This is a genomic window from Lysobacter panacisoli (assembly GCF_009765165.1).
Classification (GTDB): Bacteria; Pseudomonadota; Gammaproteobacteria; order Xanthomonadales; family Xanthomonadaceae; genus Lysobacter_J; species Lysobacter_J panacisoli.
In genome coordinates this window covers 1,729,812-1,743,687 of the sequence record NZ_VLNU01000001.1, presented here as the reverse complement: position 1 = coordinate 1,743,687, position 13,876 = coordinate 1,729,812, and the positions used below count along the sequence as shown (strand labels likewise).

Annotated in this window: 9 protein-coding genes; 7 read left to right on the top strand and 2 right to left on the bottom strand. The window is 67.5% G+C overall.

Annotated elements, in window-relative coordinates; translation table 11 throughout:
- Positions 1–77 precede the first annotated feature (77 nt).
- The 3 genes from FOF45_RS08170 to FOF45_RS08160 all read left to right on the top strand — a co-directional run bounded on the left by FOF45_RS08170 (position 78) and on the right by FOF45_RS08160 (position 6,525).
- On the top strand, positions 78–1,685 hold the full coding sequence (locus FOF45_RS08170) for an alpha-glucosidase family protein (protein ID WP_158983795.1): 1,608 nt from the start codon (positions 78–80) through the stop codon (positions 1,683–1,685).
- Positions 1,686–1,734: 49 nt separating this feature from the next.
- A complete protein-coding gene (locus FOF45_RS08165; protein ID WP_158983793.1) occupies positions 1,735–3,507 on the top strand; it encodes an alpha/beta hydrolase-fold protein in 1,773 nt (590 codons plus the stop codon).
- 249 nt (positions 3,508–3,756) lie between these two features.
- A complete protein-coding gene (locus FOF45_RS08160) occupies positions 3,757–6,525 on the top strand; it encodes a TonB-dependent receptor (protein WP_158983791.1) in 2,769 nt (922 codons plus the stop codon).
- A 109-nt stretch (positions 6,526–6,634) separates the two neighbouring features.
- Here FOF45_RS08160 and yihA read toward each other — a convergent pair whose 3' ends face one another.
- Positions 6,635–7,252, bottom strand: a complete 618-nt coding sequence (yihA, locus tag FOF45_RS08155; protein ID WP_158983789.1) for a ribosome biogenesis GTP-binding protein YihA/YsxC — start codon at positions 7,250–7,252, stop codon at positions 6,635–6,637.
- 183 nt (positions 7,253–7,435) lie between these two features.
- Here yihA and FOF45_RS08150 point away from each other — a divergent pair, with 183 nt between their 5' ends.
- The 4 genes from FOF45_RS08150 to FOF45_RS08135 all read left to right on the top strand — a co-directional run bounded on the left by FOF45_RS08150 (position 7,436) and on the right by FOF45_RS08135 (position 10,822).
- A complete protein-coding gene (locus FOF45_RS08150) occupies positions 7,436–8,326 on the top strand; it encodes a c-type cytochrome (RefSeq protein ID WP_158983787.1) in 891 nt (296 codons plus the stop codon).
- A gap of 133 nt (positions 8,327–8,459) precedes the next feature.
- A complete protein-coding gene (locus FOF45_RS08145; protein ID WP_158983785.1) occupies positions 8,460–9,113 on the top strand; it encodes a thiol:disulfide interchange protein DsbA/DsbL in 654 nt (217 codons plus the stop codon).
- Between the two features lie 105 nt (positions 9,114–9,218).
- Positions 9,219–10,034 carry a thiol:disulfide interchange protein DsbA/DsbL gene (locus FOF45_RS08140; RefSeq protein WP_158983783.1) on the top strand — a complete coding sequence of 272 codons (816 nt, stop codon included), beginning with the start codon at positions 9,219–9,221 and terminating at the stop codon, positions 10,032–10,034.
- Positions 10,035–10,060: 26 nt separating this feature from the next.
- Positions 10,061–10,822 carry an endonuclease/exonuclease/phosphatase family protein gene (locus FOF45_RS08135; protein WP_158983781.1) on the top strand — a complete coding sequence of 254 codons (762 nt, stop codon included), beginning with the start codon at positions 10,061–10,063 and terminating at the stop codon, positions 10,820–10,822.
- Between the two features lie 75 nt (positions 10,823–10,897).
- On the opposite strand, the gene FOF45_RS08130 is transcribed toward FOF45_RS08135, so the two are convergent.
- Positions 10,898–13,819 (bottom strand): TonB-dependent receptor plug domain-containing protein, encoded by a 2,922-nt coding sequence (locus FOF45_RS08130; RefSeq protein WP_158983779.1) that lies wholly within the window; start codon positions 13,817–13,819, stop codon positions 10,898–10,900.
- Positions 13,820–13,876 lie beyond the last annotated feature (57 nt).

Below are 13,876 nucleotides of genomic sequence, written 5' to 3'. Positions count from 1 at the left end.
TCGCGCGCCACCGGCGCGCTCCACGGCAGCCAAGCGGTACGCGGATGACGAACGCAGGGACGAACACGACGGGAACCATGTGGTGGCGCGGCGCGGTGATCTACCAGATCTACCCGCGCAGCTTCCTCGACACCAACGGCGACGGCGTCGGCGATCTCGCGGGCATCATCGAGAAGCTCGACTACGTCGCCAGCCTCGGCGTAGACGCAATCTGGATCTCGCCGTTCTTCAAGTCGCCTATGGCGGATTTCGGTTACGACATCGCCGACTACCGCGACGTCGATCCGCTGTTCGGCACCCTCGACGACTTCGATCGCCTGCTCGCCAAGGCGCATTCGCTCGGCATCCGCGTGATGATCGACCAGGTGCTCAGCCACACCTCGATCGAGCACGCGTGGTTCAAGGAAAGCCGCGAGAGTCGCGACAACCCGAAGGCCGACTGGTACGTGTGGGCCGACGCGAAGCCCGATGGCACGCCGCCCAACAACTGGATGTCGCTGTTCGGCGGCGTCGCCTGGCAGTGGGAGCCGCGTCGCGGCCAGTACTTCCTGCACAACTTCCTGGCTTCGCAGCCGGACCTGAACTTCCATCATCCGGCGGTGCGCGAAGCGACGCTGGACAACGTCAGGTTCTGGCTCGACCGCGGCGTCGACGGCCTGCGCCTGGACGCGATCAACTTCTGCTTCCACGACGCGCAGCTGCGCGACAACCCGGCCAAGCCGCCGGAGCTGCGCACCGGACGCGGTTTCAGCCCGGACAATCCGTACGCGTTCCAGTATCACCACTACAACAACACGCAGCCGGAGAACCTCGTGTTCCTGGAGGAACTGCGTGCGCTGCTCGATCGCTATCCGGGCGCGACCACGCTGGGCGAGATCTCCTCGGAGGATTCGCTGGCGACGATGGCGGAGTACGTCAACGACCGACACCTGCACATGGGCTACAGCTTCGAGCTGCTGACCGACGACCGCAGCGCGGCCTACATCCGCACGACGGTCGAGAACCTCGAAGCGAAGATGGGCGACGGCTGGCCGTGCTGGGCGATCTCGAACCACGACGTGCAGCGCGCGGTGACGCGCTGGGGCGGCGGCACGCTCGATGAGGGCCTCGCCAAGCAGCTGGTGGCACTGGTGTGCTCGCTGCGCGGCTCGGTCTGCCTGTACCAGGGCGAGGAACTGGGATTGCCGGAAGCGGACGTGCCGTTCGAGGCATTGCAGGATCCCTACGGCATCGCGTTCTGGCCCACCTTCAAGGGTCGCGACGGATGCCGCACGCCGATGCCGTGGAATGGCGATGCGCAGTCGGGCTTCAGCCCGGTGCGTCCGTGGCTGCCGGTGGCGGCGGACCACGCCGCGCGCAGCGTCGCGGTGCAGGACGCGCAGCCGGACTCGGTGCTGAATGCGGTGCGTCATCTGCTGCGCTGGCGCAAGACGCATTCCGCGCTGGTCGGCGGCGACATCGCCTTCCTTTCCGCCGACGAGCCGGTACTGGCATTCACGCGCCGCGCGAACGACGAGGCGTTGCTGGTCGTGTTCAACCTGTCGGCAACGCCGGCGCGATGGACGGTGCCGGCTTCGATCGGCACCTTTAATGCGATCGACGATCACGGCCTGCTCGCGGGGCGCGTCGAGAACGGCGAGCTGCACCTTCCGGCGCACGCCGTGTACTACGCGCGCATCGACTGACGGCTTGCGACGCGCGCCCTTCCCGATGCTGCAAGGAACGCGCGCACCGATGAACCACGCTGCCCTGCGACTCGCTTTCTGGTTCTGCCTGCTCGCGCCGGCAACTTCCGCCTTCGCGGTGGAGCCGCTGGTGCCTGAGCGCGCTCAGGGCACCCTGCGCACTGAATCGCTTGCCTTCGACCCGACCGAGTTCGCGCCAGAAGGGCTGCGCGCCACGGTGTTCCTGCCGCCGGGATACGCAACCACTCAGGCGCGCTATCCGGTCCTCTATCTCAACGACGGCCAGGATCGCGATGCGGTCGGCCTTGCCGCGACGCTGCAGTCGCTGATCGACGAAGGCCAGATCCGCGCGCCCATCGTCGTCGCCATCGACATGCCGAAGGACCGCATGGGCACCTACGGCCTGTCTGATCGCGAACACGGCACCAGCCTCCTCGCGCAGACGAAGTACGGCCCGGTCGGCACGCACGCGCAGGCGTATTCGGAGTGGGTAGTGCGCACGCTGGTTCCCTCCATCGACGCACGGTTCCGCACGCGCACCACGCCGGACGCGCGCGCGGTGCTCGGATGGTCCCTGGGCGGCCTCAACGCGTTCAACCTCGGCTGGCAGTATCCGGAGGTGTTCGGTCGCGCCGGTGCGTTCTCGCCTTCGTTCTGGCTCTCGCGCGAGCGCGGCGACGCTGATGCGGTGCAGTCCACGCGACTGGCGCAGGCGATGGTCGACGGAAGCACGCCGCGCAATGGGGCACGCTGGTTCTTCGCGGTCGGCACGAACGAGGATGCCGACGATCGCGATGGCGATGGAATCAACGACGCCATCGACGACACGCGCGACCTGATCGATGGCTGGCGCACCGGCATGAGTGGCGCGATGAAGGGCCTGCGCCAGCAGAGCTACCGCATCGACGGCGACGACAGCGGCGAGCCGACACGCGCCGACGTCGCGTTCTACCTGCTGCCCAGCGGTCGCCACGATCAGGCCAGCTGGGCGCGCATGCTGCCGGTGTTCCTGCGCTGGGCATATGCGGTGCATGGCCCGGCGCTCGATGCGACCGGCACTGTCGAGAGCTACCAGGACGTGCCGTCCGCGCACGTGTCCGCGCGCAACGTCGATGTGTGGCTTCCGCCGGGATACGCCGACCATCCGCGGCGCCGCTATCCGGTGCTGTACATGCACGACGGCCAGAACCTGTTCGATCCGTCGCTCGCGTACACCGGCATCGACTGGGACATCGACGGCACGATGACGCGACTGATCGCCGCCAGGCGCGTGCGCGAGGCCATCGTCGTGGCGATCTCGAACACTCCGCTGCGCGGTGCCGAGTACATGCCGGCGAAGGCGGCTCCGCCCGGGTCGCGCGCGCAACTGCTTTCCGACCCGTACCTGCGCTTCCTCGTGGACGAGCTGAAACCGGCCATCGACGCGACGTATCGCACGCGCACCGGGCGCAGCGACACCTTCGTGATGGGCGCGAGCATGGGCGGGCTGATCTCGGCCTATGCGATGAGCGAGTACCCCGAGGTGTTCGGTGGCGCGGGCGGGCTGTCCACGCACTGGCCCGCCGACGACGGTGCGGTGATCGATTTCCTCGCAGCGCATCTCCCGGGTCGCCGCACGCATCGCCTCTATTTCGACCACGGCACCGCGACGCTAGACGCGTCGTACGGTCCGTACCAGCAGCGCATGGACGAAGTACTCACGCGCGCGGGCTGGCGACGCGGGCGCGACTTCGACAGCCGCGTGTTCCCCGGCGCCGAGCACAACGAGCGCGCGTGGCGCGATCGCGTGGAGATCCCGCTGCAGTTCCTGCTCGGGCACTGACACGGTCGCTCTCCACCCGGCTGGCCCGCATGACTGCGGGAAAACGATTGCATGCGGCCGAGCGCCTAGATCGAGCGCGATGAATACGTATGCAAAGCGATTTGTGCGGGGATGGGTCCGTCTACCATCGCCGCTACGTGCCGTACCGGATTGCTGTTCCGGAGGGACGCGGGCTTCGACGAGCGCAGGCGCAACGCCGCGACGGACGCGGGCCGACACACAAATTAAGCCGATTCACTGGGAGGGGAGATGCAACTCAAGCGCAATCTGCTGAGCGTGGCACTGGCGTCGGCGATGATGCTGACGACCGCGGGCGCGCAGGCACAGGTGGCCACGCAGGCGCCGGAATCGGAGCCGTCCGCCAAGGACGAAACGACCACGCTCGACTCGGTCGTCGTTACCGGCATCCGCGCCGGTATCGAGTCATCCATCGAGACCAAGCGCGAATCGACGTCGATCGTCGAGGCGATCTCGGCCGAAGACATCGGCAAGCTGCCGGATGTGAGCATCGCCGAATCCATCGCACGCCTGCCCGGCCTGTCCGCGCAGCGCGTGGGCGGCCGTGCGCAGGTCATCAGCGTTCGCGGCCTGTCGCCGGACTTCGCCACCACCCTGCTGAACGGGCGTGAGATGGTGTCCACGGGCGACAACCGCAGCGTCGAGTTCGACCAGTACCCGGCCGAGCTGATGAGCGGCGTGACCGTGTACAAGACCCCCGACGCTGGCTTGGTCGGCCAGGGCCTGTCGGGCACGATCGACATGCGCACCGTGCGCCCGCTCGATTTCAGCGAGCCGGTCGTCGCCGTCAGCGGTCGCCTGCAGCGCAATTCGCTGGGTGACGCGGCCAATGCCGACGACGATGGCAATCGCCTCAGCGCGAGCTACATCGGCCAGTTCGCCGACCGCACCATCGGTTTCTCGATCGGCTACTCGCACACCGAGCTGCCGATCCAGGAAAACCAGGTCGGCCTGTACGAGCCGTGGAGCGCGACCAACACCACCGACCGCGTGCGCAACGGCGTGCCGACCGGCACGTTCTACTCCGACGGCATCAAGGCGCTGCGCCGCACCGGCGAAGTCGAGCGCGACGCCGTGATGGCCACGCTGCAGTACCGCCCGTCGAACGACTGGACCAGCACGCTGGACCTGTTCCACACCAGCGCCGACCAGGAAGACACCGCGAACCAGTTCGAGGTGAACCTGAGCGGCTACAACGGCGGCGGCGCGGGCGACCCGGCCGTGGTGATCCTCAATCCGCAGGTCAACGGCAATGCCTCGTTCACCGGTGGCAGCGCGGTCAACGTCTATCCGCTGGTGCGCGGCATGTACCGCAAGCGCGAGGACAAGATCGACGCGTTCGGCTGGAGCAACGACTTCAACGTCGGCCAGGTGCGCATGAAGGCCGACATCGGCTGGTCGCGTGCCAAGCGCGACGAGCTGCTGCTGGAGAACAACACGCAGAAGATCCCGCGCCTGCAGCTGGACACGGTCGACCTGTCGTACAGCGGCAGCGACTTCTCGCAGTTGAACCCGGGCCTGGATTACTCCAATCCCGAGCAGTTGTTCCTCACCAACACGATCTACGGCTCGGGTTACGGCAAGGTGCCGAGCGTCGAGGACGAGCTGAAGACCTACACGCTGGCCGCATCGCTGCCGGCGCCGCAGTCGCTGGACTGGATCTCCGACATCGACGTGGGCTTGAACTACGCCGACCGCGAGAAGCAGAAGGTGCAGCCGGAAGGCAACATCAACCTCGGCGCGCAGGGCGACATCGCCATCGCGCGCGATCTGCAGTACGGGCTGGTCAACCTCAACTTCGCCGGCGTGGGCTACATCCCGTCCTGGAACGTGCCGGCGGCCGTCGCCCGTTACATGGACTTCCGTCCGCGCACGGATCTGGACTACCTGATCCCGAAGGCGTGGACGGTGGATGAGAAGCTGTCCACCGCGTACGTCAAGGCGAACATCGACACCGATTTGGGCGACGTCGGCGTGCGCGGCAATGTCGGCATCCAGATCCAGCATGCCGATCAGTCCTCGCGTGCGAACTACTTCGACCGCACCGCTCCGGCCGGCAGTCAGGTCAAGCCGTTCGAAGACGGCAGCACCTACACCGACTACCTGCCGAGCCTGAACCTGGCGTTCCTGTTCCCGCACGACCAGACCCTGCGCGTCGCTCTGGCACGCCAGGTCGCGCGTCCGCGCGTGGACCAGCTGCGCGCGTCGCTGGAGTTCGGCGTGGACCCGGCCACGGGCAAGCCCGGCGGCAGCGGCGGCAACCCGCAGCTGGATCCGTGGCGCGCCAACGCGTTCGACCTGTCGTACGAGAAGTACTTCGGCAACAAGGCCTATGTCGCCGCGGCGTACTTCTACAAGGACCTGCGCAGCTACATCTACACGCAGACCAACGACAACTACGACTTCTCGTCGTTCGTCGCCAGCTACGTGCCGGGCCCCAACGAGCCGGCGACGCAGACCACCGGCAACTTCACCGCGCCGTACAACGGCAAGGGCGGCATGCTCCAGGGCATCGAGCTGTCCGCGTCGCTTCCGCTGGACCTGTTCTGGGAGCCGCTGGAAGGCTTCGGCATCATCGCCAGCGCCAGCTTCAACGACAGCGACATCGAGATCCTGGATCCGGAAAGCGCGAGCAGCGTGGGATCCGATCCGATCAGCCTGCCGGGCCTGTCGGACGAGGTCTACAACCTGACGGCGTATTACGAGCGCAGCGGTTTCGAGGCGCGCGTGAGCCAGCGCAAGCGTTCGGACTTCATCGGCGAGATCGGCAACTTCGATGGCAACCGCACGCTGCGCTACGTGGTGGGCGAGGACCAGGTCGATGCGCAGATCAGCTACACGTTCGGCGAGAACAGCGCGCTGGCCGGCCTCACGCTGCTGGCCGAGGCCAGCAACCTGACCAACTCGCCGTACCAGACCTACGCCGGCTCGAAGGATCGCCCGCTCGAGTACATCGAGTGGGGCCGCACTTACCTGGTGGGCGCCAGCTACAAGTTCTGATCGCGCAACAGGCTCAACAGAAAACCCCGCCCTTCCGGCGGGGTTTTTTTCTTGGGTGATGTCTTCGACCGCGTCATCGCGCGGACGCGGTGGTGTGGTACGACCGCGCTTACAGCCCCATCCAGCCTGCGACGACGGCGCGCGCCTCGTCCACGCCCTGCTTGGACTCGGCCGAGAACGTCTGCACGCTCACGGTGTCGCCGAACGCGCTGAACAATTCGCGCTTGACCGCGTTCAATTGCTGCATCTGCTGGCCGCGACCGAGCTTGTCGGCCTTGGTGAGCAACCCATGCGCCGGCAGGCCGCGCTCGACCGCGTAACCGATCATCTGCCGGTCGTAGTCCTTGAGCGGATGGCGGATGTCCATCACCACGACCAGACCCTTGAGCGACTCGCGCGTCTGGAAATAGCGCTCGATGAACGCCTGCCAGTGCGCCTGCAGGTCCTGCGGGACTTTTGCGTAGCCGTAGCCGGGCAGGTCGACCAGGAAGCGCGGGTGGTCCGCCAGGTCGGGCGGGGTCATGTCGAAGAACACCAGCTGCTGGGTGCGGCCGGGCGTCTTGGACACGCGCGCCAGCGCGTTCTGCTGGCACAACGCATTGAGCGCGCTGGACTTGCCGGCATTGGAGCGGCCGGCGAACGCGACCTCGGCGCCGCCCTCGGGCGGCAGCTGCTTGGGGGTGTGCGCCGACAGCAGGTAGCGGGCGCGGACGAAGGGATTGGCCATGCGCATAAGGATCGCACGCTTGCGCGCGCCGCCCGCGAACGGGCCGCTCCGATGCCGTAAAAGCCGCTGTTGCCGGGTTCGGCACGGCGTGCGCGTTGACCCAACCCGGAGCGGCGACGATAATTCCGCGGTTCCGGCGGCCCTACGGCACGCCCTTTTCAGTGTGTTTCGGAGCCCAGCTACATGAGCCAAGCCCGCGTCCTCGGCATCGTCGGCCTCGCCGCCCTGGCGGCCGCTGCCGTCGCCTACGCCCAGACCACCGTCAATCCGGTCCCGGACAACGCGCCGGTGCAGGCCGCGCCGCTGAACACCGCGCCGGAGAAGGTCGTGTGGGGCGACGCCAAGGCTGGCGCCACCAAGGCGGGCACCTGCGCCGCGTGCCACGGCCTGGACGGCAACCCGACCGATCCGCAGTACCCGCGCCTGGCCGGCCAGAGCGAGCGCTACATCGCGCACCAGATCGCCCTGTTCAAGAGCGGTGAGCGCAACACCGGCATGGCCGCGGTGATGAAGCCGTTCGCCGACACCCTGTCGGGCCAGGACGCGCGCGACATCGGCGCCTACTTCGCGACCCAGAAGTCGGGCGCGGGCGTGGCCGACGACACCGTCATCGCCAGCGGCCCGAACTCGGGCAAGAAGTTCTTCGAAGTCGGCGAGCAGCTGTTCCGCAACGGCGACAAGGCCCGCGGCATCCCGGCGTGCATGGCGTGCCACGGCCCGGACGGCGCCGGCAACCCCGGCCCGGCCTACCCGCACGTCGCCGGCCAGCAGGCCGCCTACACCCAGCGTCGCCTGGAGGAGTACCGCGCCGGCACCACCATCCAGCGCGATCCGCACCTGTTCAACGTGATGGCGACCATCGCCAAGCAGCTCACCGACGAGGAAATCGGTTCGGTGTCCAGCTACCTGCAGGGCCTGCACCCGAGCCGCGACGACCTCGCCGCCGCCAACGCCCCGGCGCCCGCCGCCGCTCCGGCTGCGGCTCCGGCTCCGGCCGCCGCTCCCTCGGCCGCCCCGGCTGCTCCGGCCGAGACGCCGACCGAACCCGCGGCTGCGCCGGCCACCGGTTCGTAACGGTGAACTTCCGCCCCTGACCGTGGTCCGAGGCGGTACTCCGAAGTTGCATGGTTGCGCCGGTCGTGGATCCACGACCGGCGTTTTGCTTTCAGGCCTCCCGATTCGCACGACTACCACCGAGACCCCGCCGATGATCCGTCGCTCGCTGCTCCGCTCGCTCCTGCTGCTCGCCCTGCTCCCGCTGGCCGCACTGGCCGCCGACGCCCCGCGCGTGATCGTGGAAGGCACGGACTACGAGGTCATCCCGGAGGGCACGCCGTTCACGAAGGTCAAGGGCAAGGTCGAGGTGGTGGAGGTATTCGGCTACACCTGCCCGCACTGCGCGCACTTCCAGCCGCAGGTCGCCGCGTGGGCCCGCAAGAACGCCAAGCAGGTGAACTTCGTCCCGCTGGCCGCGCCGTTCGGCGGCTACTGGATGCCCTATGCGAAGGCCTACTACGCCGCGCAGGTGCTGGGCGTGGCCGAGAAGAGCCACGACGCGATGTTCCTGGCCCTGCACACCGACGGCACCCTGCCGATCCGCAACGCCACCGAGACCGAGATCGCCCCGTTCTACGCCCGCTACGGCGTGGATCCGGCGAAGTTCGCCGCCGCCTACAACGGCGCCGAGGCCGACACGCGTCTGCGCAAGGCCGGCGATTTCATCCAGCGCAGCGGCGTGGACTCGACGCCGACCCTGGTCGTGGCCGGCAAGTACCGCGTCACCGGCGGCTCGGGATTCCAGGACAGCCTGCGCATCGCCGATGCGTTGATCGCGCGTGAACGCGCCGGAAAAACGCGCTGAACCGTGCGCCGCGCACACGACGCGGCCGGTATTCTTGACCCGTCCATCGTCGGCGCGCCAACGGCGCCCGGCCTTCCGTTTCCAGACTCTTTCGGAGATCGCTCCATGTCCTCGCGTCTGCCTCACATCGCCGTGGTCCTGACCGGCTTGCTGGCCCTGTCCGCGTGCTCCAAGCAGGCCCCGGCGCCGGCCGAGACCGCCGCTCCGGCCGCTCCGACGACCACCGCCCCGGCGACCACGCCGGCTCCGGCTGCCCCGGCCGAAACCGCTGCCGCTCCGGCCGCAACGCCGGCCCCGGCCACCGCCGCAACCCCGCCGGAAGGCCCGGCGCCCGTCGCCGGCACCGATTACGTCGAGATCGCCGGTGGCCAGACCTACGAACCGACCGGCGGCAAGATCGAGGTGGTCGAGGTGTTCGGTTACACCTGCCCGCACTGCGCGCACTTCGAGCCGCTGGTCGAAGCGTGGAAGGCCAAGCAGCCGGCCGACGTGAAGTTCATCGCCGTCGCCGCGCCGTTCGGCGGCTACTGGGTGCCGTACGCCAAGGCGTTCTACACCGCGCAGGCGATGGGCGTGCTCGACAAGTCGCACGAGGCGATGTTCACCGCCATCCACGTCGACCGCACGCTGCCGGTGCAGCCGCTTCCGACCAACGACCAGATCGCCGGCTTCTACGCCAAGTACGGCGTCGATCCGAAGCAGTTCGCCAGCACCATGTCGAGCTTCGCCATCGACGCCAAGCTCAAGCGCGCGCAGCAGTTCATCAGCCGCAGCGGCGTCGACGGCACCCCGTCGATCGTGGTCGCCGGCAAGTACAAGGTGATCGGCAAGGGCTTCGAGGACATGCTGCGCATCACCGACCACCTGGTCGCGCAGGAGCGCGCCAAGGCAGGCGCCGCGCCGGCACCGGCAGGCGGCTGATCGGCGTCGAGCGGTCCGTACGAGGCATGGAGAACAGTCGCCGGCTCCGCCTGTTGAGCGCCAACATCCAGGCGGGGTCCAGCACGCGCGGCTACCACGACTACGTCGCGCGCAGCTGGTCGCACGTGTTACCGGCCGGCAAGAAGCGCACGAGCCTCGACGCGATCGCACAGCTGGCCGGCGAGCACGACATCGTCGGCCTCAACGAAAGCGACCCGGGCAGCCTGCGCTCGGGTTTCACCAACCAGACGCATTACCTGGCCCAGCGCGCCGGCTTCGATTACTGGAGCCACCAGCCGAACCGGCGCGTCGGCGGCGTCGCCTCCAGCGCCAACGGCCTGCTGAGCCGGCTGGAGCCGCGCGAAGTCATCGACCACGCCCTGCCCGGCCGCATCGCCGGGCGCGGCGTGCTGCTCGCTCGCTACGGCGAAGGCGACGAAGCGTTGCTGATCGCGGTCGCGCATCTGTCGCTGGGTGCGAATTCACGTGCCGCGCAGCTGGCTTTCATCGCCGAACTCCTGCACGACCATCCACACGCAGTGCTGATGGGCGACTTCAACTGTTCGATCGATCGTCCCGAGATGCGCGCGCTGTTCCGCAACACGCGCCTGCAACCGCCCAACGGCGAAGTGCCGACGTTCCCGAGCTGGCGACCACAGCGCGCGATCGACCACATCCTGGTCGGCGATGGACTGAGCGTGTCGAACGCACGCGCGCGGCCGGCGGCATCGTCGGACCATCTCGCGCTGTCAATCGACCTCGACGTCCCGGACAAGGCGCTGCGCTGACGCGCGCTGCGGACACGCACACGAAAAAGGCCGGCGCGAACGTCGGCCTTTCCGTCTGCGCCGATGCGATGGACCTTAGAACTTCAGGTCCGCGCGCACGTAGTAGAAGCCACCGCCCGGCACGTCGTAGGTCGATGCGTCGTAACCGTTAAGCGAGCAGCTCAGGCAGATCGGCGGTTCCTTGCCGAACACGTTGTTGGCGCCAACGATCAGCTGCAGTCCCTTCATCCATGGGAACGTGTAGCCGACCTGCACGTCGTGGTACGTGGTGGACGGCAGGCGGTTCTCGCCGAGCGGAATGCCGTCGGCGTCGATCGGCCCACGTTCGGGCGCGGAACACACCGAGAAGTCGCGCGCGGCCACGCCGCACAGCTCGCGCAGCTCGCTGATGTAGCGCACCGTCCACGACGCCATCCAGTTGCCGTACTTCCAGTCGAGCGCGGCGTTGGAGGTCCAGTCCGGGATGCCGCTGTCGCTGACTTCCACGCCCGGTGCGCGCGGCTCGAGGTTGCCGCCTTCGTCGCGCGCTTCGTAGCGACCGACCCAGGTGTTCTGCCAGCTCAGCTTGAACTTGCCGACCTGGGATTCCGGGAAGGTCCAGAACACGTCGAAGTCCCAGCCGTCGGTCTTGATCGTGCCGAGGTTGTCGAGCGTGTTGACGAAGCGGTTGATGTCGCCGGTCACCGCACGCGTGATGCCGTCGCAGAAGAACGGATCGAGCGTGGCGACGCAGCGGTCGAGCTGGGTCTGCGCGTCCGGCGCCTGGATCGCGTCCTCGATCTCGTGGCGATAGAACGTGCCTTCGATGTCGACGCGCTCCGCGGCGGACGTGTTCTCCAGGAACGTGGGCGTCCACACGAAGCCCATGCTGAAGCTCTTCGACGTTTCCGGCGTGAGGTTCTGGTTGCCGCCGGTGATGACGGAGATCTGCGGGTTGGCCTGTTCCGAACCCGTCGGCACGCCGAGCGCCGCGCAGTTGGCCGGGTTGCCGGTGGGCGGCGAACCGGTCGTGCTGATCTGGCAGGGATCGGTGATGGTCGCGTCGAAGCGGCTGAAGGTGCCGTACAACTCGCCGATCGACGGCGCGCGGAAACCTTCGGCGTAGGTGCTGCGGAACAGCAGCTCATCCACCAGCTGCCAGCGCAGGCCGACCTTCGGGGTGAATTCGCCACTGAAGGTCGAGTAGTCCGAATAGCGCCCCGCGAGGCTCAGGTCGATCTTCTTGCCGATCGGCGATTCGCCCATCAACGGGATGTTGAGCTCGACATAGACTTCGTTGACGTCGTAGTCGCCGTCGGTCGGACCGGACGGCACGCCGTTGTAGAAGCCGGCGACCGTGAGCGGATCGGGACGGTACGAACCTTCGTACTTGCGGTACTCGTAACCGGTCGCGAACGAGATCGGGCCGGCCCATGCCTCGACCAGATCGCCCGACAGGTTGGCGGTGAACAGGTGCAGCTTGTTCTCGCTCTCATCGTGCACGACCGGACGGATCCAGTTGAGCATGTCCGGAGTGATCGTGCCCGGGCCGCCGAAGATGTTCAGCGGCACGCATCCGGGTTCGGCCTGGCAGCCGGCCAGCGGACCGAGCGCGATGTTCACGTTGCGGATGTTGTAGCTGCCGAAGTTGTCCTGCTCGGCTTCGTTCTTGCTGATCGCGCCGTTGACGTCCCAGAACCACGCGCGCTCGCCGACGTCGAAGGTGCCTTCGAAACCGGTGCCGAAGTACCAGGTGTCGACCTGCTGCTCGAAGATGCGCGGCCCGCCCTCGACCGGACGACGACCGACCAGCACGAGGTTGTCGGCCGAATCCAGGTCGAAGCCGAACGGGTTGTACGGGTTCGACGCGGAAATGAGGATGTTGTCGGCGAACGCATTGCCGGTCGCGCCGCCGGGGCCGAAGAACAGCGGTTCCGGCGCGGCCTGGTTGGTCGACTCGCGGCGGTTGTACAGCGCCTTCGCGTACCAGCTGATCCGGTCGTTGATGTCGAAGCGGAACTGGCCGAACAGGCCGGTGCGCTCGGACGGTGTCAGCACCATGTTGTATTCGGCGAAGTTGAAGCGGTCCGCCGTGGTGAAGCAGTGGTAATCGTCGGTGCGCGTGGTCGGGCACAGCGGCTGCCCGGACAGGTAGGTCGGATCGCTCGCGCCGTTGTTCGGCGTGATGCTGTACGTACGGCCGGTCGCGGGATCGGTGAAGACGAAGCGACCCGTCGGTGTCGCCGAACTGCCGTTCGCCAGGCCGGTGCCGGGCACGGGCAGGCGCGACTGTTCGCGATCCTTCGAGAAGATCTCGTCCTGCTTGATGTAGCTGGCGCCGACGAACCAGTCGGCGCGGTCGGTGCTACCGCCGTAGCCGATGTCGATGCCGTAGGTGTCGCCATCGCCCTTCTCGTACTGGCCCCAGTTGCCGGTGATCTGGAAACCGTCGAAGCGGCGGCGCGTGATGATGTTGACCACGCCGGCGATCGCGTCGGAACCGTACAGCGACGACGCACCGTCCTCGAGCACTTCGATGCGCTCGACGATGGCGAGCGGAATCGTGTTGAGGTCGGTCGACGACGACACGCCCGATGCGGATGCTTCGTTCACCCAGCGGATGCCGTCGACCAGCACCAGCACGCGCTTGGAGCCGAGGTGGCGCAGGTCCACCGTGGCCGAGCCCGCGCCGACGCCGCTACCGTCCGGCGGGAAGCCGAAGTTGCCCGACGAGTTGAACTTGGTGTTGAGCGAAGAACCCGAACCGGTGATTTCCTGCAGCACGTCCGCGATGGACGTCAGGCCGGTGCGTTCGATGTCCTCGCGACTGAGGGTCTGGATCGGAACCTGGTTCTCGATCTCGGCCTTCTTGATGCGCGTGCCGGTCACTTCCACGCGATCCAGCGTGGTCGCGTCCGAAGACGGTGGCGCATCCTGGGCGGCCGCGACACCCGGCAGTGCGAGCAGCAGCGACAGCTGGATGGCGGTGGCAAGGGACTGACGGCGTAATGCTTTCATCGACTCTCTCTCCCTCAAAAGTGATGGAACAAGCACAAGTCACCGCCGCACCCCTGT

Excerpts from the sequence above, each read along its gene's own strand:
- FOF45_RS08170 (WP_158983795.1), top strand. The coding sequence starts at position 78 with ATGTGGTGGCGCGGCGCGGTGATCTACCAGATCTACCCGCGCAGCTTC.
- FOF45_RS08165 (WP_158983793.1), top strand. The coding sequence starts at position 1,735 with ATGAACCACGCTGCCCTGCGACTCGCTTTCTGGTTCTGCCTGCTCGCG.
- FOF45_RS08160 (WP_158983791.1), top strand. The coding sequence starts at position 3,757 with ATGCAACTCAAGCGCAATCTGCTGAGCGTGGCACTGGCGTCGGCGATG.
- yihA (WP_158983789.1), bottom strand. The coding sequence starts at position 7,252 with ATGGCCAATCCCTTCGTCCGCGCCCGCTACCTGCTGTCGGCGCACACC.
- FOF45_RS08150 (WP_158983787.1), top strand. The coding sequence starts at position 7,436 with ATGAGCCAAGCCCGCGTCCTCGGCATCGTCGGCCTCGCCGCCCTGGCG.
- FOF45_RS08145 (WP_158983785.1), top strand. The coding sequence starts at position 8,460 with ATGATCCGTCGCTCGCTGCTCCGCTCGCTCCTGCTGCTCGCCCTGCTC.
- FOF45_RS08140 (WP_158983783.1), top strand. The coding sequence starts at position 9,219 with ATGTCCTCGCGTCTGCCTCACATCGCCGTGGTCCTGACCGGCTTGCTG.
- FOF45_RS08135 (WP_158983781.1), top strand. The coding sequence starts at position 10,061 with ATGGAGAACAGTCGCCGGCTCCGCCTGTTGAGCGCCAACATCCAGGCG.
- FOF45_RS08130 (WP_158983779.1), bottom strand. The coding sequence starts at position 13,819 with ATGAAAGCATTACGCCGTCAGTCCCTTGCCACCGCCATCCAGCTGTCG.